Annotated in this window: 16 protein-coding genes; 8 read left to right on the top strand and 8 right to left on the bottom strand. The window is 57.1% G+C overall.

The window, feature by feature from the left end:
* The first annotated feature begins 324 nt into the window (after nucleotides 1–324).
* From MME58_RS21845 to MME58_RS21830, 4 genes are read left to right on the top strand one after another with little or no spacing between them, the layout of a single operon-like run.
* Nucleotides 325–1038, top strand: a complete 714-nt coding sequence (locus tag MME58_RS21845) for an ABC transporter permease (protein WP_024675938.1) — start codon at nucleotides 325–327, stop codon at nucleotides 1036–1038.
* Between the two features lie 14 nt (nucleotides 1039–1052).
* Entirely contained in the window at nucleotides 1053–1946 is an 894-nt protein-coding gene (locus tag MME58_RS21840; protein ID WP_054988434.1) for a glycine betaine ABC transporter substrate-binding protein, read from the top strand.
* 13 nt (nucleotides 1947–1959) lie between these two features.
* A complete protein-coding gene (locus MME58_RS21835; RefSeq protein WP_054988433.1) occupies nucleotides 1960–2613 on the top strand; it encodes an ABC transporter permease in 654 nt (217 codons plus the stop codon).
* Nucleotides 2610–3779: an osmoprotectant ABC transporter ATP-binding protein OsmV gene (locus MME58_RS21830; protein ID WP_054988432.1), complete on the top strand. Its 1170-nt coding sequence runs from the start codon at nucleotides 2610–2612 to the stop codon at nucleotides 3777–3779. Before MME58_RS21835 ends, MME58_RS21830 begins: the two co-directional genes overlap by 4 nt.
* Before the next feature lie 132 nt (nucleotides 3780–3911).
* On the opposite strand, the gene MME58_RS21825 is transcribed toward MME58_RS21830, so the two are convergent.
* The gene (locus MME58_RS21825; RefSeq protein WP_054988437.1) at nucleotides 3912–6386 is read right to left on the bottom strand and encodes a M60 family metallopeptidase; all 2475 of its coding nucleotides are present in this window, start codon (nucleotides 6384–6386) and stop codon (nucleotides 3912–3914) included.
* 429 nt (nucleotides 6387–6815) lie between these two features.
* Here MME58_RS21825 and MME58_RS21820 point away from each other — a divergent pair, with 429 nt between their 5' ends.
* The 4 genes from MME58_RS21820 (at nucleotide 6816) to MME58_RS21805 (ending at nucleotide 13133) form a co-directional block, all read left to right on the top strand.
* Nucleotides 6816–7979: a type III PLP-dependent enzyme gene (locus MME58_RS21820; protein WP_055006676.1), complete on the top strand. Its 1164-nt coding sequence runs from the start codon at nucleotides 6816–6818 to the stop codon at nucleotides 7977–7979.
* Between the two features lie 267 nt (nucleotides 7980–8246).
* A complete protein-coding gene (locus MME58_RS21815) occupies nucleotides 8247–9443 on the top strand; it encodes an alpha-xenorhabdolysin family binary toxin subunit A (protein ID WP_054988430.1) in 1197 nt (398 codons plus the stop codon).
* Nucleotides 9444–9478: 35 nt separating this feature from the next.
* Complete coding sequence (locus MME58_RS21810; protein WP_055006677.1) at nucleotides 9479–10492, top strand: alpha-xenorhabdolysin family binary toxin subunit B; 1014 nt, start codon at nucleotides 9479–9481, stop codon at nucleotides 10490–10492.
* 118 nt (nucleotides 10493–10610) lie between these two features.
* The gene (locus tag MME58_RS21805; RefSeq protein WP_055006702.1) at nucleotides 10611–13133 is read left to right on the top strand and encodes a PepSY domain-containing protein; all 2523 of its coding nucleotides are present in this window, start codon (nucleotides 10611–10613) and stop codon (nucleotides 13131–13133) included.
* A gap of 170 nt (nucleotides 13134–13303) precedes the next feature.
* Here the strand turns inward: MME58_RS21805 and MME58_RS21800 are convergent, their stop codons facing one another.
* The 7 genes from MME58_RS21800 to MME58_RS21770 all read right to left on the bottom strand — a co-directional run bounded on the left by MME58_RS21800 (nucleotide 13304) and on the right by MME58_RS21770 (nucleotide 22071).
* Nucleotides 13304–14278, bottom strand: coding sequence for a peptide ABC transporter ATP-binding protein (locus MME58_RS21800; protein ID WP_054988546.1), 975 nt, complete (start codon nucleotides 14276–14278; stop codon nucleotides 13304–13306).
* Complete coding sequence (locus MME58_RS21795; RefSeq protein ID WP_055006678.1) at nucleotides 14278–15246, bottom strand: ABC transporter ATP-binding protein; 969 nt, start codon at nucleotides 15244–15246, stop codon at nucleotides 14278–14280. Before MME58_RS21795 ends, MME58_RS21800 begins: the two co-directional genes overlap by 1 nt.
* A 10-nt stretch (nucleotides 15247–15256) precedes the next feature.
* Nucleotides 15257–16168, bottom strand: a complete 912-nt coding sequence (locus tag MME58_RS21790; RefSeq protein WP_002555194.1) for an ABC transporter permease subunit — start codon at nucleotides 16166–16168, stop codon at nucleotides 15257–15259.
* A gap of 10 nt (nucleotides 16169–16178) precedes the next feature.
* Nucleotides 16179–17189 carry an ABC transporter permease subunit gene (locus tag MME58_RS21785; protein ID WP_054988548.1) on the bottom strand — a complete coding sequence of 337 codons (1011 nt, stop codon included), beginning with the start codon at nucleotides 17187–17189 and terminating at the stop codon, nucleotides 16179–16181.
* A 74-nt stretch (nucleotides 17190–17263) separates the two neighbouring features.
* Nucleotides 17264–18859 carry an ABC transporter substrate-binding protein gene (locus tag MME58_RS21780; protein WP_054988549.1) on the bottom strand — a complete coding sequence of 532 codons (1596 nt, stop codon included), beginning with the start codon at nucleotides 18857–18859 and terminating at the stop codon, nucleotides 17264–17266.
* A gap of 82 nt (nucleotides 18860–18941) precedes the next feature.
* A complete protein-coding gene (locus MME58_RS21775) occupies nucleotides 18942–20321 on the bottom strand; it encodes an OprD family porin (protein WP_055006679.1) in 1380 nt (459 codons plus the stop codon).
* Between the two features lie 157 nt (nucleotides 20322–20478).
* The gene (locus MME58_RS21770) at nucleotides 20479–22071 is read right to left on the bottom strand and encodes an ABC transporter substrate-binding protein (protein ID WP_055006680.1); all 1593 of its coding nucleotides are present in this window, start codon (nucleotides 22069–22071) and stop codon (nucleotides 20479–20481) included.
* Between the last annotated feature and the right edge of the window lie 102 nt (nucleotides 22072–22173).

Genomic DNA, 22173 nt, shown 5'->3' with positions numbered 1-22173 from the left:
ATTGAAAAAGGGCGCAGATTATAGCTCAACTCGCGGCAATAACCGAACCGTTCAGACAATAAACGATGGCCAGATAATGTCTCGTGTGGGAACCTTTCAGGTCGTGGAGACGTCCACTCCCCCGTCAAGGCTCGCAACGAAGCCAACGCACGGGGCTGATTCATCAGCATGTTGGCTTGACGAAGCTGCGCTTATGGCTTGTGTTTTCGCCGAGGTTAAACCCTTACCGGCGACCCACCCGCTGCTCTTCGCGAACGTTATTGCCGACGTCTTTTCCGGACGTCCAGGTCAACGCGTTCGCCGACTGAAATAAGGAGTCCGCCTGTGGCAAATCGCTATGGCAAGGGGCTATTGGGAGGTGCGGTTGTGATCGCACTCCTGGCCCTGCTGATCCACTGGATCGGCATCAGTACTATCAAGCAATACCAGGATGACCTGTTGTTCTACCTTCAGGCTCACCTGATTCTGGTTCTGGTTTCAATGTTGGCGGCCCTGGTGGTCGGTATTCCTGCGGGCATTGCCCTCAGCCGACCAAGTATGGTTGGCCGGGCCGAACGCTTCATGCAGATATTCAACATTGGCAACACCGTTCCTCCTCTCGCCGTTCTGGCCATTGCCCTCGGGATTCTCGGGATTGGCAGCGGGCCTGCGATCTTCGCGCTGTTCCTCGCCTCTTTGTTGCCTATCGTGCGTAACACTTATGAAGGCTTGAAAAACGTTCAGGGTTCACTCAAGGAAGCTGCCGTCGGTATTGGCATGACTCCGCGCCAAGTGCTGTGGCGTGTCGAGTTGCCCAACGCCGTGCCGATCATTGTCGGTGGTGTGCGTGTCGCGCTGGCGATCAATGTCGGGACGGCGCCGCTGGCGTTTCTCATCGGTGCCAACAGCCTCGGCAGCCTGATTTTCCCCGGCATCGCGTTGAACAATCAGCCGCAACTGGTGCTGGGTGCGGCGTGTACCGCGCTGCTGGCGCTGCTGCTCGATGGGTTGGTGACACTGGCCAGCCGTCTCTGGCTGGAACGCGGTCTGGCTCGTTGAGCGAAGGAATTAACATGAAAAGAATATGCTTGTTTTTAGGCTTTGCCTTGTTGCTTCCGGCATTTGCCCAGGCTGCGGAAAAGCCGCTGCTACGCGTCGGCGCACGGGTGTTCACCGAACAGACCATGCTGGCCGAACTGACTGCGCAATACCTGCGGACCAAGAACTACGACGTACAGATCACAGGCGGTCTCGGCAGTAACCTGGCGCGCAGCGCACAGGAAAGCGGCCAGCTGGATCTGCTGTGGGAATACACCGGTGTGTCGCTGGTTGCCTACAACCACATCGATGAGAAACTCGACAGCGCACAGACTTATGCGCGCGTGAAAGAAGTCGATGCGAAGAAAGGCCTGGTCTGGCTTGCGCCGTCAAAATTCAACAACACCTACGCGCTGGCACTGCCGCAAAAAGTGGCTGACAAGTACCCGCAGGTCAACACCATGACCGACCTGACTAAAGTGCTCAAGGATGAAGCCAAAGAGGGTCATGTCGTAGCGCTGGACACCGAGTTTGCCAACCGTTCCGACGGCCTGATCGGCATGGTCAAGCACTACGACATGAATCTCGGTCGTGAAAACACCCGGCAGATGGACGCCGGGCTGGTCTATACCGCGTTGCGTAACGGTCAGGTGTTTGCCGGTCTGGTGTACACCACCGACGGTCGTCTCAACGCGTTCAAGCTGAAGGTGCTGGAAGACGACAAGCACTACTTCCCGGACTACACCGCGGCGCCGGTGATCCGTCAGGAGTACCTGGACAAGCATCCGGACATCGCCACGCTACTCAAGCCGCTGGCTGATCTGCTGGACAACCAGACCATGATCGACCTCAACGCTCGCGTCGACGTCGGCCATGAAAGCCCCACCACGGTTGCCGCAGATTTTCTGCGTCAGCATCCATTGAACTAAGGAAGGAGACGATATGAGTTTCTTGAGCGCCTTCTCCCATCTGGACTGGGCTCAGGTCCTGCAACTGACCTGGCAGCACATCACGCTGGTCGGCATTGCCGTGACCCTGGCGATTCTTGTCGGCGTGCCATTGGGCGTCCTGATGACGCGTTTTCCGGCACTGGCTGGTCCATTGCAAGCCAGCGCCACGGTGTTGTTGACCGTGCCGTCCATTGCGCTGTTCGGTCTGTTGTTGCCGTTCTACTCCAAATTTGGTCAGGGCCTTGGCCCGATGCCGGCCATCACAGCGGTGTTTCTCTATTCGCTGCTGCCGATCATGCGCAATACCTACCTGGCGCTGACCGGCGTCGAGCCGGGCATTCGTGAAGCTGCCAAGGGCATCGGCATGACCTTCGGCCAGCGCCTGCGCATGGTCGAGCTGCCCATCGCGGTGCCCGTGATCCTCGCCGGTGTGCGCACCGCCGTGGTGATGAATATCGGTGTCATGACCATCGCCGCGACCATCGGTGCCGGTGGCCTGGGTGTACTCATTCTTGCTTCAATCAGCCGCAGCGATATGTCGATGCTGATCGTCGGCGCGCTACTGGTCAGTGTTCTGGCCATCATCGCCGACCTTCTCCTGCAATGGCTGCAACGTACGCTGACTCCAAAAGGATTACTGAAATGATCGAACTCCAGAACCTCTCCAAGACTTTCCAGAGCAACGGCAAAGAAGTGAAGGCTGTCGATTCGGTCAGTCTCACGGTCAACGAGGGCGAGATCTGCGTCTTCCTCGGCCCGTCGGGCTGCGGCAAGAGCACCACGCTGAAAATGATCAACCGCCTGATCATGCCGACCTCCGGCAAAGTGCTTATCAACGGCGAAGACACCACTGATCTGGACGAAGTGACCCTGCGTCGCAACATCGGTTACGTGATTCAGCAGATTGGTCTGTTCCCGAACATGACCATCGAAGAAAACATCGTGGTGGTGCCCAAGCTACTTGGCTGGGACAAACAGCGTTGCCATGACCGTGCCCGCGAACTGATGAGCATGATCAAACTGGAGCCCAAACAGTACCTGCATCGCTACCCGCGTGAACTGTCCGGTGGTCAGCAACAGCGAATCGGTGTGATCCGTGCCCTCGCGGCTGACGCGCCGTTGCTGCTGATGGACGAGCCGTTCGGTGCGGTCGACCCGATCAACCGCGAGATGATCCAGAACGAGTTCTTCGAAATGCAGCGCGCGCTGAACAAGACCGTGATCATGGTCAGCCACGACATCGACGAAGCCATCAAGCTGGGCGACAAGATTGCGATTTTCCGTGGCGGCAAGCTGCTGCAGATCGATCATCCGGACACCTTGCTGGCGCACCCGGCGGACGACTTCGTCAGCAGCTTCGTTGGCCAGGACAGCACGCTCAAACGCCTGCTGCTGGTCAAGGCCGAGGATGCTGCCGACAACGCACCGTCGGTCAGCCCGGAAACCCCGGTCGCCGATGCGTTGGACGTGATGGACGAAAACGACCGTCGCTACATCGTCGTTACCGACGGCGAGAACAAGGCGATGGGCTATGTGCGTCGTCGTGACCTGCATCGTCAGCAGGGCACATGCGCCCAGTTCCTGCGCGAGTTCAACGGCACGGCAGCGTACGACGAGCACTTGCGCATCCTGCTGTCGCGCATGTACGAGTTCAACCGCTCGTGGCTGCCGGTACTGGATGCCGAAAATGTGTTCCTGGGTGAAGTGACGCAAGAGTCCATTGCGGCTTATCTGAGCTCGGGCCGCTCGCGAGGCATGAAGACCAGTATTGTTTCCCCGGCTGAAACGGCTGCAGCAGACGCACAGGCTTGATGTGACAACGTTAGCCCGGTCCTGCAAAGGCCCGGGCTGGCGCAATGACGCGTCAATCCGTGTGAATGACGGTAAGGGATCGGCTACCGTGGGCACCCACGTCCAGCATGAACAAGGCTACGCAAAGAACCGCTATAGATCGTCTGCATCGCATTGAGTCACATTGCTGTCTGGCGACGCTAGTGCAGAAAACGAGTCTTCGATATCGGTTTCGTAGAGAAGATGGCTGACTCCGTTGTACTCGATCAGGACCTTGCAATTGTCGCCGTTTTCAAACTTCCTGCTGCTGGTCCATAGGCCATTCGACACGCTGGAATAATAGGCTTTGCCTTGGGTTATTTCAGAGGCATAGTCATGATTGACGAACAGTTTGTAGTTGTGCTTGACGAAGGTATCACCGTCAAAATAAACCTGAAGGGTATTGGCTGTCCTGACGATGCGCAGGATGGTTCGCTTGAGTAATAGGGCTTGAGCGGTATTCAGATAGAGTCTGTAGGTGGCGCGATTGATGACGTTGATCTGAAAGTTGCCATTTATCTTTTCATCAAGGTCGTTAAGCACGGGCTGATCAACGAAAGCAGCCAACTGGGTCATTGCCTCATCGGTGAACAGCGTTCGCACTTCTGAGTGGATGTCGTCCTGTAAGGGTGATTTTGAAAACAGCGTATAGGAGGGCTCGGCGACCGCAACGGCGGTTAACGCAACCTCCGAAGTGGGCGAGAGGCTACCCACCCAAGTCCAGACATTACCAACCAGTTGTGAGCCACTGGCTTGCCCGTTTTCAAGCGTCGAGAGCGTCGAAGAACCGTCCATCAATGCATACTCGTTATCCTTGAAGCTTTGATTCACAAAGGTGACAACCACTCTGTTGAGGCTTACAGCAAAGCTTTTCACCATTGATTCCAGGTACAGACGCTGAGCGCGGCGCAGCAAGCGAATCGCCACGCCTTGTTCGTCAGGGAAAAGAGACCATAGAAAATAAAGGTCATTAAAATGGGACACTGTGAACCCCGGGCTCAGCTCGACACAGCGCTCATCTGTAAACAGATCGGTTATGGGTGACAGATCGCTACCTGACCCGGCTCCAGCGAGTAAGGGTTTGAAATTACCGAACACCGCGACAATGCTTGTTCTGTCAAAGAAGCCAACCTGAGTATTGCTGTTGACGTGGGCCACATTGCCTTCAAACAAAACTTCGCAATTTTGACGGATGTCATGATCGGCTGATGCCACGACGACGCCGTTTACCACTATCTCGAAATGGTGGGTCAAGTAAAGTTGCTTGTCTATATAAAATCCGTGTTTCCCGTCACGCCCGCCTAACCGAGCGCTGGACCGCAAGTGCGCCAGTGCAGGTATATAGGAGGGTATCGGCAGGGGTAACGTATAGGTCGTGGTTGCATCCGTGTCCCAGATAGGCTTCTCAAGTGTTGGCAAATCCGAGATCTGCCGAAGCGTTTCTGGCGTTGGATAAATTCCCCAGCGGTCAAAAAACACCGAAAGGTTGGTATGGGTGAGCAATGATGTCTCGACCATAAAGCGCTGATCCTTGCCAATGTCCAGACGCGGTGGATCCTGCATGAGTCTGTAACGTTGATGCAGTTGAGGGTAGAACGCCGGGCCGAACGTAAGGTGGAGTTGCCAGAACATGGCGACCCTCTGGGAATGCTCCGGCAGATTGTGAAAGATCCTGTGCGGGCTGTTCAGGTATTTTTTGATCGAGGGGTACACACTATCCAGGCCCGACGCATGGCACTCCAGTCTTTCCTGCGTGGCGAGTGAATACACGTTGACGGTCACCTCCGTCATGTTAGCCCATGTCATGGAAGACAGCTGGCGCTGATGACCGCTTTCATGCCAAGGGCCCCAGCCAGTTGCAGTGTCGCTGGACAGCAAGCGACGAAGTGCTTTTTCTCCATGAAAACCCATGTGTCCGTGATCAGCAAACATGTAGCCGCTGTCGGCTTCTACGTAAAAATTTTTATTAGGGTCGATCGCCCATTCGGTGTCGTCTGTACCCGCTATTCCTGAAATGGCGTCTTGACTTCGAATGACGTCATCGTAGTAAAGCATTAACCGATTCACACTGCCGGTGAGGTAGTTCTTGGCACTGTCGTAACGGACTACTATCATGGCCCGTTCACTCGTCAGCACCACAACAGGTGCATTTTTGTGCTGTTGCATTTGCGCCAGCCACTGTGCGTCGCTTGTCTCATGCAATGTAAACGCGGGCACGTAGCTAAAGGAGCCCTTTATAAAGGCTAGTCCAGTGCCTCCCGGGGTTTGGTAGATGAAGCTCAACAGGCCTGATTGAGGGGCATCAATGATGTTGTCCCCGTCGATCAAATCGATGACGACGGGGGTATCAATTTCCGGAACGCCGATAACGGCAGATACTTTTCCCGTTACGAATGCGTAACTGATTTGCAGGCGCTCGCCTCGGGTGACGTAAATATTGGTGGGTTTGTAGTCACTGTGTCTTCGGGCTCGCGCTTGCCTCACCCTGTTGAGTTCGGCAGAGGACGTTCCTTTAAGAGTAACGACTGTTTCAAATTGCGCAGTACTCGCAGGCTCTGAGCCAGCGGCTTCAGCGTATTTATCGTCCATGATCGCTACCTGGTGGTTGGCCAAGGCATTATTGGGCGCGCTGCTGGCAGCTCCGTCTACTGTCAAAAATATCAGGTCAGCCAACCCTCAGGGTCGCTGATTCCCGTCACAGGGGAACATCTGCCTGTCATGCAGGTCGGTTAAACAGGTCCTTGGGAAGGCAACTCAAGAGCCCTGTGCAAAAACGCGACATTTTTTGTTGATATCCGGCCCCTCAGGTCCTAAAGTTCGCGCCGAACGTCCATGCTGGAAACGATCCATCCGGCTCAAGTACTGACGACGAGACAGCAAGGCCAGGAAGGCAGCCCTTCAGGGCCTTTTTGCTTTCGGCGACATGCCTTGGGAAGTAGGCGAACCAAAGTGGGGATACGGAGGGCGTTCATTTGTACCCATTGACCAATACCGTTTGCCAATAGGAGTTCCAGCAGCATGCCGATCAATGTCGAAGACTACTACTCAGCCGAAACCTTCAAGAAAATGAAGGCCTTCGCTGACAAGCAAGAAACCCCGTTCGTGGTCATTGATACTGACATCATCAGCAAGGCATATGACGACCTGCGTGCGGGCTTCGAATTTGCCAAGGTCTACTACGCGGTCAAGGCCAACCCTGCCGTTGAAGTCATCAATCTGCTCAAGGAAAAGGGTTCGAGCTTCGACATCGCGTCGATCTACGAGCTGGACAAGGTCATGGGTTGCGGCGTTGGCCCTGAGCGCATCAGTTACGGCAACACCATCAAGAAGTCCAAAGACATCCGCTACTTTTACGAGAAGGGCGTGCGTCTGTTTGCAACCGATTCCGAAGCCGACTTGCGCAACATCGCCAAGGCCGCACCGGGTGCCAAAGTCTACGTGCGCATTCTGACCGAAGGTTCGACCACTGCCGACTGGCCACTGTCGCGCAAATTCGGCTGCCAGACCGATATGGCAATGGACCTGCTGATCCTTGCCCGCGATCTGGGCCTGATGCCTTACGGCATCTCGTTCCACGTGGGTTCTCAGCAGCGCGACATCAGTGTCTGGGATGCTGCCATTGCCAAGGTCAAAGTGATCTTCGAGCGCCTCAAGGAAGAAGATGGCATCGTTCTCAAGCTCATCAATATGGGTGGCGGCTTCCCGGCCAACTACATCACCCGTACCAACAGCCTGGAAACCTATGCCGAAGAGATTATCCGCTTCCTGAAGGAAGACTTCGGTGATGACCTGCCGGAAATCATTCTGGAGCCAGGCCGCTCGCTGATCTCCAACGCCGGTATTCTGGTCAGTGAAGTCGTGCTGGTCGCGCGCAAGTCGCGCACGGCGGTCGAGCGCTGGGTCTACACCGACGTGGGCAAGTTCTCCGGTCTGATCGAAACCATGGATGAAGCCATCAAGTTTCCGATCTGGACAGAGAAAAAGGGCGAAATGGAAGAAGTGGTCATTGCCGGTCCGACCTGCGACAGCGCCGACATCATGTACGAAAACTACAAGTACGGCCTGCCACTCAATCTGGCCATTGGTGACCGCATGTACTGGTTGTCGACCGGTGCCTACACCACCAGCTACAGCGCAGTGGAATTCAACGGCTTCCCACCACTGAAGTCGTTCTACCTGTAAAATTCCCGAGTCAAAAAAAGCCCACGGAAGTGGGTTTTTTTTTGTTCCAAATATTTATATAAATCTCCCGATATTGAAGCGTGCAGCAAGCAGTAATGCTGCTGTTAACGTTCTCCTCCGGGATGTCATTGTGTGCCGTTTATTCCTACGGGCACCGTCCGCTCTACTCGCTGTTTAAAGTCGATACCCTCTGTTAATTTTCAGGGCTCCTGAAGCGCCCGTTTATAACGCTCGTACTGCAGGAACCCGATAATAAGGAAGTTAATCATGGCAACGACCGTAGCGTTACAACTTACAGATGGCAAAGAGCATACCGTTGAGGATGTCAGCCGTGTCAGCAAGGATTTAATGGATGCCCTGACCCGTCAGGGAGCAGATGTTGTACGTGCACCGGGCTTGATTACCAATGATGATGTTCGCCGTATCAGGCGCTATGTCAATACGGGTCTGGAACTGCCCACCACACTGGAAGAAGTCAGTCAGTTGACAGGAGGGCAGGATAACGGCATTCCCGGCCTTGGAGCAGCAGCGATTGCCGAGTTGTACGTTGCTATTCAGGCTCATGCAAGAAGCTGGTCGGAGGTGGAAACCGCGATGCAGAAGGTCGGTAGCGACCTGTATGTCTTTTCGGGCAACCTGATTACTATCGCAACAAATGTTGTGGATTTCATCAAGGGCCTTGAGTCCTACCAGACCCTGCAAGTGGGTGACTTGTCCCCGTCACAGATCGATGAGATGCCGCCGGTCGCACTGATGGACCAGGACAGCAGAAAGCTGCCTGGGCTGCTGTCGCTGGTCGATGAACTCAAGGTGTACATCAAGGAGCACAGCGCCAGCACTACGCGCACCAGAGTCGGGGTGACCGACTTCAAGCGTCGCCTCCAGGAAAATATAGCGCCTGGCGTGGCGCTGAAAATAAGGCTCGCCGGCTCTGTCAGCGGTGACGAGGAGATTGCCCGGCTCGTCGCCGACGTTGATCAACTCAACAGACGCATCAATCAGAAGCTCGCCGAATACGAAGAGTATTCCGAATACAAGTGGATCGGTTTCTGGTGGGGACCTGTAGGCGGGGCTGTTTCCCTGTCTATTTTTGGTCCCAAAGCGTCGATGGCACTCGCTGAAAAAGATCATTTGATCGGGGAGAAACGTCAGATAGAGCAGAAGATAAAACAATTCAATGCGCTGTTGAGCGATTTGCTGGCGTTCGAAACCAGCCTCCAGGATTTGAAAGCCAGAGTGTCGGGCGCTGCCAGCGGTGTCAGCAATATAGAAAGCCTGTGGGTGTTGTTGGAAGAGCTGGTCGACTCGTCTTACGATCGCATCAAAAATACCAATAACGCTTTGTACCTGGTGAGTTTTGTTTCCCGCTTTCAAACACTCATGAGCAACTGGAAAGAGATTCAGGTCCAGGCGTTCGATCTGCTGACAGCTTTTAATAATGTTCTCGATGAACCGGTTGTCTGAGCGTCACCTAACTTATATTTAAAGAGAAACCTGTTATGAATGTTCATGTATTGGGTACGCCCTTTCAATTGCCCACACCTGATATGGAAGTCATTGTTTCCAGTCGTGAAGAACTGAGGCGCAAAGCCGATGCGCTCGGCGATATCTATTTGCCCGTGATGAAAGAGACTTTACGCAGCCTGATCAGTGAGCTGGGTCATGTCGACAAGGAAGTACTGGATACGCTGACGCTTGTTCCGCATATGTACAACAGTGCAGAGATGCTGCCTTTTCTTGAGGCCGTCGAGAATCTGAGAGGCCAGGCCGAAGACGCAAAAAGCAGCGCCGCGATTGCTGATTTCAATGAAGAGATCAGCCAACTGCTGAATGCCCGTACGACCTCTTTGACCATCCAGGCCAAGGCGCTGGATAAGGCGCTCATCAACCTGGACGCGGTGCAGGTCGATGGTGTAGATCATCTGGTGCCTGCCCTTGACCAGGAAATAGCGGTGTTGGAGGTCAGGCTTGCAAAGGAGCGTGCGCCCTTGGAGGAGGCACTGCAACAGGCCGCGGTGGTCAACGCTCTGATTACGGATGTCGAGAGCCTGAGTCTTTTCGACAAACTGAAACCGCTGGTCGCTTCACTGGAGCGGCTTGCTGACGTCGATCCCGAAAATCCCTTGATCGGGTCTATCAAGGCGGGTATCGCGGGAGTGTCCAATATCCTGGATCTATTGGATGCTGCGGTTGGCTATGATCATTTGACTGCTTTGAGGGAAAGGTTGCAGACGCAGCTGACAGGCCTGCAGCAAAAGGTCGATGCGGCTCGCACAACGCTGGAAGTCGAAGTGAGCAAACGCGAGCAACTCGCGGGCCTCGCTTCTGTTGAGGCCTGCAAGATCAATTACGTTCGCGAGATGAGTAAGTTGCTTGAGGCGTTGAGGCATGTTTTGCGCAACAGCCGCCTGCCCGAAACCGAGGAGATCGAGAAACGTGTCGAGCATTTCACCCGCCAGGCGGATGCACTGAATAATTACCTTGTCGACCTGCGTAGAAGCTGGCGGAGTTGATAAGCAAGCAGTGCACCGCTTGCCATGCCATGACGACAAAGACACGTTACAGATGGACACGCTATAGCCGTCGGTGCATTAATTGCGCCGCGCAATATGAGTGAGAGTGGCGAGCGTGTTGAAGAAAGTCCTGTTTCAGTTGCACTGGTTCTTCGGGATCACGGCAGGTCTGGTGCTGACCCTCATGGGGATAACCGGTGCGCTGTATTCGTTCGAGGACGAAATTCTCGATGCACTGAATCCGAATGTGCTGTTGGTCGAGTCGCATGGTGCCACGCTGCCCCCCGTTGAACTGGTGCGCAGGCTGGAGGCCGAGACCGGCCTGACGGTCGCTATCCTGCGTGTCGAAACCACCGGCAACCGTGTCGCTCAGGTATTTTTCACGCCCAAGGCAGGTGAGCGTCGAGGCCCCAAACGCAATTTCGACCCGTACACGGGTGAGCTGAAAGGCAATGCGGTGGGGGAGGGTTTTTTCGACTTTGTCCTGAAGCTGCACCGTTATCTGGCCATGGGCGAGGCGGGCAAGCAGGTCACGGCGGCCTGTACGCTGATTCTGGTGTTCTTTTGCCTGTCCGGGCTCTATCTTCGCTGGCCTCGCGCAGCGCGAAACTGGCGAGTCTGGCTGACCGTCGACTGGGCGAAGAAAGGCCGCAGTTTCAACTGGGACCTGCATTCGATCTTCGGTACCTGGTGCCTGTTGTTCTACCTGTTGTTCGCCATCACGGGGCTCACGTGGTCCTATGACTGGGTGAGCAACGGCCTGAGCAGACTCATCGGGGATTCGCCGCTTGAGGAAGGCATCGCTGCGCCAGCCAAGGCTGCTGGAAGACTGCCGCTGGTGGTCGATTACGTGGCGGTCTGGGACAGTATCCAGAAGGCCGCAGGACCGGACTTGCGGTCTTACAACCTGCGCCTGCCCGGTAGTGGCGGTCAACCTGCCACCGTGTTTTACCTGCTTAAGGATTCTCCGCACCCGCGTGCATTGAACACCATCATCCTTGATCCGGCCAATGGTCAGGTCAGTTCGGTCGTACGCTATGCCGAGCGCAGTTTCGGCGCGCAATTGCTGGCCAGCAATTACGCGCTGCATGTCGGTAGTTACTTCGGGCTCGCCGGTCGAATCATCATGACTGGCGCATCGTTGCTGATGCCGCTGTTCTTTATTACTGGCTGGTTGCTGTACCTGGATCGACGTCGCAAGAAGCGTGAGATCGAGCGTGCACGCGGCGAGGTTCAGGGTGATGACCACGACGATGACGCATCCTGGCTCATCTGTTTCGCCAGTCAAAGCGGTTTCGCCGAACAATTGGCCTGGCAGACCGCTGGCCAGTTGCAGGCTTCGGGATTGTCGGTACGCGTGAAGCGGCTGGGCGATCTGAGGGAAGAAGAACTATGCCGAAGCCGCAATGCCTTGTTCGTTGTCAGTACCTTTGGTGACGGGGAGGCGCCGGACAGTGCCCGACGTTTCGAGCGTAAGCTGCTGGGTAGTCCGCTTTCACTGAACCAGCTCGATTATGCCGTTCTGGCGCTGGGCGATCGGCAGTACCCGCATTTTTGCGGCTTTGCCCATCGGTTGCATGACTGGTTGACCGAGCAGGGCGGGCGCAGCCTGTTCCCGCCCGTTGAGGTGGACAGCGCCGATCCCGCAGCCCTGCAACACTGGCAACAGCAATTGGGGCAGTTGACCGGTTCCGTGCTGGCAGCGCACTGGCAGACACCGGTTTTCGAGAACTGGACGCTGACTCGGCGCGTGCTATTGAACGCTGGCAGCAGTGGCTCGATGGTCTACCTGCTGGATCTGACGCCACCAACCTCTGCGCACTGGCAGGCGGGGGATCTGGTCGAGGTGATGCCGCGCCACACGCTGCGGGTCATCGAGCCGTTTCTCGCCGGGCTGGGTGTCGATCCGGACGCATTGGTCAGCGTGGATGGCTTGCAGGAGCCGCTCGCGCAGGCGCTGGAAAGCCGTCAGTTACCGCAGAGCCGTTCGCATCTGGTGGGGCTGCATGCGCAGGCGTTGATCGACGCGCTGGTGTCGGCCTCCGTTCGCGAATACTCGATTGCCTCGATTCCAGAGGACGGCTGTCTGCAGCTCATCGTGCGCCAGGAAGTGCATGCCGACGGCAGCCTTGGGCTTTGCTCGGGGTGGCTTACCGAACATTGTGCCGTTGGCGGTGCCGTCAGCCTGCGCTTACGTCGCAACAGCAGCTTTCACCTGCCTGCCGAGCCGGTCCCGTTGATTTTGCTGGGCAATGGCACGGGGCTGGCCGGTTTGCGCAGCTTGCTCAAGGCGCGTATCGCTCAAGGGCAGGTGCGCAACTGGTTGTTGTTCGGCGAACGTAACCGCGCGCAGGATTTTCATTGCGGCACTGAACTGCAGGGCTGGCTGGCGTCTGGCCACCTGACGCGCCTGGACCTGGCTTTTTCCCGGGATCAGGCAGAAAAAATCTACGTGCAGGATCGCTTGCGTGAGGCCGCCGATGAACTGCGTATGTGGATCGAGGACGGTGCAGCGATTTACATCTGCGGGAGCTTGCTGGGTATGGCGACGGGCGTGGATCAGGTGTTGAACGAGGTGCTGGGGGAACGGGCAGTCAGCGAATTGATCGAGGAAGGGCGTTATCGGCGGGACGTGTATTAAGCATCGCACGACAGTTGAGATTATCGTTCCTCACGCTCCAGCGTGGGAATGCCCTGAGTGACGCTCTGCATCACAAATCTGCGCCGCACCGCACACTCAAAATCGGACGCGGAGCGTCCAGAACTGCGTGCCCACGCTCGAGCGTGGGCACGATAGTCTTTAGTCTGTAGCTAGGCCGCTACGAATTGCTCGGCGTAATGGCAAGCCACCTGGCGGTTATCCACCAGACGCAGCTCCGGCACTTCGGCTGCACAACGCTCGGTCGCATAAGGGCAGCGCTTGTGAAAGGCACAGCCGCTTGGCGGATTGAGCGGATTGGGCAGCTCGCCGACGATCTTGATCTTCGGTTTGAGCGGATCCGGGTGGATGGTCGGGGTCGCCGACAGCAGCGCCTGGGTGTAGGGGTGCAGTGGGCGGTTGTAGATCTCCTCCTTGGGCCCCATTTCTGCCGGCCGGCCCAGATACATCACCAACACCGTATCAGCGACATGACGCACCACCGACAGGTTGTGAGAAATGAACACATAAGCGGTGTTGAATTCCTGCTGCAAATCCATGAACAGGTTCAGCACCTGCGCCTGAATCGACACGTCCAGTGCGGAAGTGGGTTCATCCGCTACCAGCACTTTCGGCTGCAGCATCATCGCTCGGGCCAGCGCGATACGCTGACGCTGGCCACCGGAAAACATGTGCGGGTAGCGTTGATAGTGCTCAGGGCGCAAACCGACCTGGGCCATCATTGCCTGCACTTTTTCACGGCGTTCGGCGGCCGACAGGCTGGTATTGATCAGCAGCGGCTCGCCGAGCTGATCACCGACTTTCTGCCTTGGGTTGAGCGAGGCGTAAGGACTCTGGAAGACCATCTGCACGTCTTTGCGCAATTGCTTGCGCTCGGACTTGCTGGCACCGGCAACTTCCTGGCCTGCGATTTTCAGCGAACCGGATGAAGGCTCTTCAATCAGCGTCAGCGCACGGGCCAGTGTCGACTTGCCGCAGCCTGACTCACCGACCACGGCCAGGGTCTTGCCGGCTTCGAGTTCGAAGGACACGCCATTGAGCGCGCGCACCAGCGCTGTGCCTTTGAACAGGCCACGGGAAACTTCGTAGTGACGGGTAAGGTCGCGGGCGGTAAGTACGACGCTCATTACGCGACCTCCTGGTTCAAGGGATAGAAGCAGCGCGCCAGACTATGCGCCTTGGGATCGAGGGCAGGGCGCTCGGTTCGGCAATTGTCGCGCACATACGGGCAGCGCGGCGACAGCAGGCAGCCCTGTGGACGATCATAGCGCCCCGGAACCATGCCCGGCAGGGTGGCAAGGCGTTCGGCACCCATGCTGTGCTCCGGAATGGCGGCCAGCAAGGCTTCGCTGTACGGGTGAGCAGGGACCTCGAACAAGCCGGGCACCTGACCCACTTCGACGGCCTGGCCCGCGTACATCACGCAGACGCGCTGTGCAGTTTCAGCGACCACAGCGAGATCGTGAGTGATCAGCACCAGTGCCATGTTCTGCTCTTTCTGCAGGCTCAGCAGCAGTTCCATGATCTGCGCCTGGATGGTCACATCCAGCGCGGTGGTTGGTTCGTCGGCGATCAGCAGTTTTGGTTCGCCGGCAATCGCCATGGCAATTGCCACACGCTGGCTCATGCCGCCCGACAGTTGATGCGGGTAGGCATTCAGACGCGCCGCGGCGCCAGGGATTTCGACCTTTTCCAGCAGTTCCAGTGCACGCTGGCGTGCAGCCTTGCCCGACATGTTGAGGTGCTGGCGCAGCACTTCCTCGATCTGGAAGCCCACGGTATAGCTGGGGTTCAGAGCGGTTATCGGGTCCTGAAAGACCATGGCTAGGTCCTTGCCGATGATGCGGCGGCGCTGCCGGGCGTTGAGCTTGAGCAGGTCATTGCCGTCAAAATTGAGCGCATCGGCGGTGATGATGCCGGGGGAATCGATCAGCCCCATCAGCGCCATCATGGTCACGGATTTACCTGAGCCCGATTCGCCGACAATGGCCAGTACTTCACCCTTGTCGACGCTCAGGGACAGGCCGTCCACAACAGGTACGGCCTTGGTGTCGCCGAAGCGGACGTTGAGATTCTTGATTTCAAGAAGTGACATGCGAATCTCCTCAGGCGGCGTTCTTGAGTTTCGGATCCAGCGCATCGCGCAGCCCGTCGCCCATCAGGTTGATTGCCAGCACGCTGAGCAAAATGGTCAGACCGGGCAGGCTGACGACCCACCAGGCACGTTCGATGTAGTCGCGCGCCGAGGCGAGCATGGTGCCCCACTCAGGCGTGGGTGGCTGTACGCCCAGACCCAAAAAGCCCAGCGCTGCGGCGTCTAGAATCGCCGACGAGAAGCTCAGGGTCGCCTGAACGATCAGCGGTGCCATGCAGTTGGGCAGTACGGTGATGAACATCAGGCGCGGCAGGGTGGCACCGGCCAGACGCGCAGCGGTCACGTAGTCGCGGTTCAGTTCGCCCATTACCGCAGCACGGGTCAGACGAACATAGGAAGGCAGCGACACGATGGCGATGGCGATCACGGTGTTGATCAGGCCTGGGCCGAGGATCGCCACGATGGCCACAGCCAGCAGCAGCGAAGGCAGGGCCAGCATGATGTCCATCAGGCGCATCACCGAAGGACCGAGCACGCGAGGAAAGAAGCCAGCCAGCAGGCCCAGCAGAATGCCGGGGATCAGCGACATGACCACCGAGGCCAGACCGATCAGCAGCGACAGGCGCGAACCCTGGATCAGACGTGACAGCAGATCGCGGCCCAGTTCGTCGGTGCCGAGGATGAATTGCCATTGACCGCCTTCGAGCCACACCGGAGGCGTCAGCAGGAAGTCGCGGTATTGCTCGCTCGGGTCATGGGGGGCAACCCATGGCGCGAACAGGGCGCAGAACACGATCAGGATCATGAACAGCAGGCCGGCAACCGCGCCTTTGTTTTTCGAGAACGCTTGCCAGAATTCTTTGTACGGGGATGGGTAAAGCAGGCTTTGATCGACTGCTACCGCAGGAGTAGGGGTGCTCATATCGATGATCTCAGCGCTGATGACGGATGCGTGGGTTGGCAAAGCCGTAGAGGATGTCCACCACGAAGTTGACCAGGATCACCAGACAGGCGATCAGCAGAATGCCGTTTTGCACGACCGGGTAGTCCCGGGCGCCAATGGCTTCGATCAGCCACTTGCCGATACCGGGCCAGGAGAAGATCGTTTCGGTCAGTACCGCACCGGCCAGCAACGTACCGATTTGCAGGCCAAACACGGTCAGTACCGGAATCAGCGCGTTGCGCAGGCCGTGAACGAATACCACGCGAGCAGGCGACAGGCCTTTGGCTCTGGCGGTACGTACATAGTCTTCCCGCAGTACTTCGAGCATCGACGAGCGGGTCATCCGGGCGATCACCGCCAGCGGGATGGTGCCCAGCACGATGGCCGGAAGGATCAGGTGATGCAAGGCATCGAGAAACGCACCTTGTTCATCACTGAGCAGGGTGTCGATCAGCATGAAACCGGTGACTGGCGGAATGTCATACAGCAGGTCGATCCGCCCGGAGACTGGCGTCCAGCCCAGCGATACCGAGAAAAACATGATAAGAATCAGGCCCCACCAGAAGATGGGCATGGAGTAGCCCGCCAGGGAGACCCCCATGACCCCATGGTCGAACAGGGACCCTCGCTTGAGTGCTGCGATCACCCCGGCCAGCAGGCCGAGGATGCCCGCGAAGATCAGCGCTGCCAGCGACAACTCCAGAGTTGCCGGGAACAGCGAAGTGAATTCGGTCCAGACACTGGTGCGCGTGCGCAACGATTCACCGAGGTCGCCCTGAGCGAGCTTGCCGATATAATCGATGTACTGGGCATAAAGCGGTTTGTTCAGGCCAAGACGTTCCATGGCCTGAGCGTGCATTTCCGGATCGACCCGGCGCTCACCCATCATGACTTCGACCGGGTCGCCCGGAATCAGACGAATCAGGGCGAAGGTCAATAAGGTGATGCCGAAGAAAGTGGGTATCAGCAACCCCACTCGGCGGGCGATAAAACTAAACATCTTGGTGTGTACCTCATCAGCCGGTTAGGCGTGCTCCGGCGAGTCTCGGGTTATGAGCTCGCCGGATTATTTTTCTACTTCACCTGGGTAGTGGCGAAGTTGTTGGTTGTGAGCGGGCTGATTTGATAGCCCTCCACGTTTTTACGCATGGCCGTGAACATTCTGGTGTGAGCCATGCTGATCCACGGCTGATCCTTGTTGAATATCGCCTGGGCCTGTTCATAGAGCGCGGCTCGCTCCTGCGGGTTCACTGTTTCACGCGCCTGATCGATCAGCTTCTGGAAATCGGCGTTGCACCAGCGGGCGTAGTTCTCGCCGTTTTTTGCCGCTTCGCAGCTAAGCATCGGGGTCAGGAAGTTGTCCGGGTCGCCATTGTCGCCTGCCCAGCCGGCAGACACCATGTCATGTTCGCCATTCTTGGCACGTTTGAGCATTTCGCCCCATTCCATTACACGAATGTCGATCTTGATGCCGACCTTGGCCAGGTCGGATTGCATCATTTGCGCGCCGAGCATCGGGTTGGGATTGGTCGGGCCGCCGCCATTGCGGGTGAACAGGGTAAACGTAGTGCCTTCCGGCACACCCGCTTCTTTCAGCAAGGCGCGTGCCTTGTCGAGGTCAACCGGCGGATTCTTCAGGCTGTTGTTGTAACCCAACAGGGTCGGCGGATACGGGTTGACCGCTACCAGAGCGTTGCCCTTGCCGAACACTGCGTTGACATAAGCGTTCTTGTCGAACGTCATGTCAATGGCTTTGCGGACCCGCACGTCGCTCAGGTACTTGTGCGTTGTGTTGATCGCAATGTAGCCGGTGGTCATGGCCTCCATTTCATCGATTTTCAGATTCGGGTCTTTCTTGATGCTCGGCACGTCGTCCGGCTTCGGGTACAGCGCGATCTGACATTCGTTGGCCTTGAGTTTCTGCAGGCGCACGTTGTTGTCGGTGGCGATGGCCATAATCAATGCTTCGGCAGGCGGCTTGCCTCGGAAGTACTCAGGATTGGCCTTGAAGCGCACCTGCGCATCCTTGGCATAGCGCTGGAAGATAAACGGGCCGGTGCCGATCGGCTTGCTGTTGAGGTCGTTGGTCTTGTCGGCTTTCAGCAGTTGATCGGCATATTCGGCCGAGTAGATCGAAGCGAAGGCCATCGCGATGTCAGCCAGAAATGGTGCTTCGCGACGGGTCAGGGTGAACTTGACGGTGTAGTCGTCAGTTTTCTCGACGCTTTTCAGCAGCTCTTTGAAGCCCATGCTTTCAAAGTAAGGGAAGCCGACGCTCGACTTGTCATGCCACGGGTGTTTCGGGTCCAGCTGACGCTGAAAACTCCAGAGCACATCGTCGGCGTTCATATCGCGGGTCGGTTTGAAGTAATCAGTGGTGTGGAACTTGACGCCTTTGCGCAGGTGGAAGGTGTAAGTCAGGCCGTCGTCGCTGATTTCCCAGGAGTCAGCCAGTGCAGGAATCACTTCCGTGGTGCCGGGTTTGAAATCGGCCAGTCGGTTGAACACGGTTTCAGCTACGGCATCGGCCGTCACTGCTGTCGTGTATTGCACCATATCGAAGCCTTCAGGGCTGGCTTCGGTGCAAACCACCAGCGGTTTTGCCGAAACACTGACGGCGACGCTGAGCAGGGCCAGGGCGATCGAATTGCGTAGCGATAACAGTTTCATTGTGAACCCTCCATAGAGTTGACGCCGATGGTGATGTTCGGTCGCAAGGCTATTGCCTTGCGACCGAACGGTTTTCAGCGAATCAAAGAATGTTGAACGGAATGGTGGTCACCAGACGGAATTCGTTGATGTTGCCATCAGCCTGATTCTCGCTGGCGCGATGCGTGGTGTAAGTGGCGCGGATGGCTGTTGCCTTGAGCGGGCCTGACTGCACAGAGTACGACGAACCGATGCCGTATTCGTAGTGGGTTTCGCCATCCATTGCCAGTACGTCGGTGTAGCCGGTGCCTCTGTAGTGCGTACCGTCGATGTCCCAGCCACGTGCCTGGTAGATATTGAACTTCAGGCCCGGCACGCCGTATTCAGCCATGTTCAGCACATAGGCGATCTGCAGCGACTTCTCGTTCGGTCCGTTGAAGTCCGAAAGCAGGGAGTTGGCCAGAAAGATCGCGTTGGTATCGTGGGCGTAGTCGAAGTACTCGTTACCGTTAACTTCCTGGTAGGCGAGGCTGATGCTGTGAGCGTTGTGGGTACCCGTGAAGGAAAGGCTGTAGGTATCGTTGTCGATCGCACCCAGCTTGCTCTGGCCTGCATCCTTGGTTTTGTAGTAGTTCAGGTTGGTGCTGAGGGCGAAGACCTTGCTGTCACCCAGTTCGTGGGTGAAACCGAAGTAGTACTGGTGCCAGAAGTCTTCCAGGTTGGACGCGTAGAAGCTGGCGGTCAGGCTGTCGGTCGGTTTGTAGTCGCCGCCAAACATGTCCAGACGGTCGGCTGTCTGGCTGCGGTCACCGTATTCGGAGCGGAATTTGTCCAGGCTCTGTTCCATACGTGGCGAGACGCGGTCAAAGCTGCCGGCCTGCAGAGACAGGTTGTTGAACTCGTCACTCTGTACCGCAAAACCCTGGAAGCTGGAGGGCAGTGCGCGGTTGCCGATGAAGGCGATGACCGGGGTATTCACCGACTGGCGACCCATGGTCAGGACGGTATTGGAAATCCGCGCCTTGACGTTGCCCAGGCCCATTTTGCTCCACTGACCGACGGCATCGCCGTCACTGTGAGCAAGGGTCCGGTTGGAGTTGCCTGCGAAGTCATCGGTGTCACGGTCCAGCGCAATCGCGTTGTACAGCGCCAGTTCGGTGGAGAAACCTACAACGCCCTGCGTGTAGCCAGAGGTGTAGTTGACGATGGTGCCCTGCTGCCAGTTGATACGACGCGAGGTCTGCTCGGCAACGCCGTTGTCGTTGTAGCGGAATACCTCGCCACGACGTTTCAGTTCGTTGGCATACCAGTTGCGGGTGGTCCCGGTCAGGTGCTGGTCCTCAAAAAAGCCGTTGGCGTCGGCCTGTGCATTCTTGGTGCTCAGCTCGGTCGGTGTGAATGTCTGGCTGGCTGGTTCTGCCTGAACCAACGCGCCGAACGACGAGAGAGATAAGGCCAATAATGCTGTGCTGGTTGTTTTCACGATGTGCAGCTCCCTTTATCACTTTTATAGTTGCCAGTTCTTTAAGGTCTGGCTTTTGGTGGTGCAGGGTTTACGGCCCTGCGTTGTTATAGGTATCGACGCGCAAGTGCTGGCTCTCGCCGTGAATCGGGACGGCGAGGGCGTGCGGAGTTTCTGATCAGTCGGCGATGCTGACGCCTGAAAAGTTGTTGCGACCGAACGGGCTGACGTGGAAGTCCCGGACCTCGGCGCGCAACGGCTGATTGACCGTCGAGTGGGCAATCGGGGTGATCGGAACCTGTTCCTTGAGGTAGCGTTGCGCCTGTTTGTAGAGGTCGGTGCGCTGAGTGCGGTCAGTGACAGCGACAGCGGCTTTGACCAACTGGTCGTATTTTTCGTCGCACCACATCGAATAGTTGTTACCGCCAATGGCGGCGCAGCTGTACAGCGTGCCGAGCCAGTTGTCCGGGTCCCCATTGTCGCCCGTCCAGCCGATCAGCGAGATATCGTGCTCGCCGTTCTTGGTGCGCTTGAGGTATTCGCCCCATTCGTAACTGACGATCCTCACCTTGATGCCGACCTTGGCCCAGTCGGCCTGCAGCATCTCGGCCATCAGTTTGGCGTTGGGGTTGTAGGGGCGCTGGACCTGCATGGCCCAGAGGGTCAGTTCGGTGCCTTCCTTGACACCCGCCGCGCGCAGCAGGGTTTTGGCTTTTTCCGGGTCGTAGGGCGCGTCCTTGATGCTGTCATCGTAGGACCACTGGGTCGGCGGCATGGCATTGACGGCCAGTTGCCCCGCACCCTGATAAACCGCATTGATGATCGCCTTCTTGTTGACGGCCATGTCCAGCGCCTGACGCACTTCCAGCTTGCCTAGCGGCTCATGGCGTACGTTGTAGGAGATGTAACCGAGGTTGAAGCCCGGTTTCTCGATGATCTGCAGGCTTTTATCTTCCTTGAGGCCGGTGAGGTCCGCCGGGCGCGGGTTGACCGACACCTGGCACTCGTTGGCCTTGAGTTTTTGCATGCGCGCGGAGGCATCAGTCACGATTGCGAAGATCAACTGGTCGATCTTCACCCGACTCGGGTCCCAGAACTCCTTGTTGCCCTTGTAGCGGACCTGCGAGTCCTTCTGGTAACGCTGAAACACGAATGGCCCTGTACCGATAGGCTGCTGGTTGATGTCGCGCACATCACCCTTGGCCATCAGTTGTTCGGCGTACTCGGCGGACAGAATGCCGGCAAAGTTCATCGCGATGTTCTGGATGAACGCCGCATCGACCGTATTGAGAGTGAACACCACGGTCAGCGGGTCGGTCTTTTCGATGGATTTGATCTTCTTGTTCAGACCCATGCTGGTGAAGTACGGAAACTCGGTCGGGTAGGCTTTGCGAAACGGATGGTCGGGGTTGAGCATGCGGTTGAAGGTGAACAGCACGTCGTCGGCATTGAAATCACGGCTGGGTTTGAAGTTCTTGTTGCTGTGGAACTTCACGCCTTCGCGCAGATGAAACGTGTAGACCAGACCGTCTTGCGAGACATCCCATGAAGTCGCCAGGCCCGGAACCACGGAGGTATCGCCTTGCTTGAATTCGGTCAGGCGATTGTAGATCGGCTCTGATGCATCATTGTCAGTGGAAGAGGTGTATTGCGCACCGTCGAAGCCAGCCGGGCTTGCTTCGGAGCAGAACACCAGGTTGCTTGCCGCCTGGGCAAACGGGGCCAGTGCAAAGAGCCCCAGGCACGACGTCATCGCAAGAGTTTTACGCATGATGATCCCTATCCTCAAAGGACGAGCCGAGGCTCGAATGTCTAACTGGCCTGAAAGCGTTGATCCCTACGTATCCGAACGGTATGCCCGGTATGCCTGAAT

The organism is Pseudomonas syringae pv. tagetis (assembly GCF_022557255.1).
Taxonomy (GTDB): domain Bacteria; phylum Pseudomonadota; class Gammaproteobacteria; order Pseudomonadales; family Pseudomonadaceae; genus Aquipseudomonas; species Aquipseudomonas caricapapayae.
Note: the sequence above shows the minus strand (reverse complement) of the source record. Positions and strands in the feature narration are given on the sequence as shown.

Excerpts from the sequence above, each read along its gene's own strand:
- MME58_RS21825 (WP_054988437.1), bottom strand. The coding sequence starts at position 6,386 with ATGGACGATAAATACGCTGAAGCCGCTGGCTCAGAGCCTGCGAGTACT.
- MME58_RS21820 (WP_055006676.1), top strand. The coding sequence starts at position 6,816 with ATGCCGATCAATGTCGAAGACTACTACTCAGCCGAAACCTTCAAGAAA.
- MME58_RS21810 (WP_055006677.1), top strand. The coding sequence starts at position 9,479 with ATGAATGTTCATGTATTGGGTACGCCCTTTCAATTGCCCACACCTGAT.
- MME58_RS21840 (WP_054988434.1), top strand. The coding sequence starts at position 1,053 with ATGAAAAGAATATGCTTGTTTTTAGGCTTTGCCTTGTTGCTTCCGGCA.
- MME58_RS21780 (WP_054988549.1), bottom strand. The coding sequence starts at position 18,859 with ATGAAACTGTTATCGCTACGCAATTCGATCGCCCTGGCCCTGCTCAGC.
- MME58_RS21815 (WP_054988430.1), top strand. The coding sequence starts at position 8,247 with ATGGCAACGACCGTAGCGTTACAACTTACAGATGGCAAAGAGCATACC.
- MME58_RS21770 (WP_055006680.1), bottom strand. The coding sequence starts at position 22,071 with ATGCGTAAAACTCTTGCGATGACGTCGTGCCTGGGGCTCTTTGCACTG.
- MME58_RS21800 (WP_054988546.1), bottom strand. The coding sequence starts at position 14,278 with ATGAGCGTCGTACTTACCGCCCGCGACCTTACCCGTCACTACGAAGTT.
- MME58_RS21830 (WP_054988432.1), top strand. The coding sequence starts at position 2,610 with ATGATCGAACTCCAGAACCTCTCCAAGACTTTCCAGAGCAACGGCAAA.
- MME58_RS21790 (WP_002555194.1), bottom strand. The coding sequence starts at position 16,168 with ATGAGCACCCCTACTCCTGCGGTAGCAGTCGATCAAAGCCTGCTTTAC.
- MME58_RS21835 (WP_054988433.1), top strand. The coding sequence starts at position 1,960 with ATGAGTTTCTTGAGCGCCTTCTCCCATCTGGACTGGGCTCAGGTCCTG.
- MME58_RS21785 (WP_054988548.1), bottom strand. The coding sequence starts at position 17,189 with ATGTTTAGTTTTATCGCCCGCCGAGTGGGGTTGCTGATACCCACTTTC.
- MME58_RS21795 (WP_055006678.1), bottom strand. The coding sequence starts at position 15,246 with ATGTCACTTCTTGAAATCAAGAATCTCAACGTCCGCTTCGGCGACACC.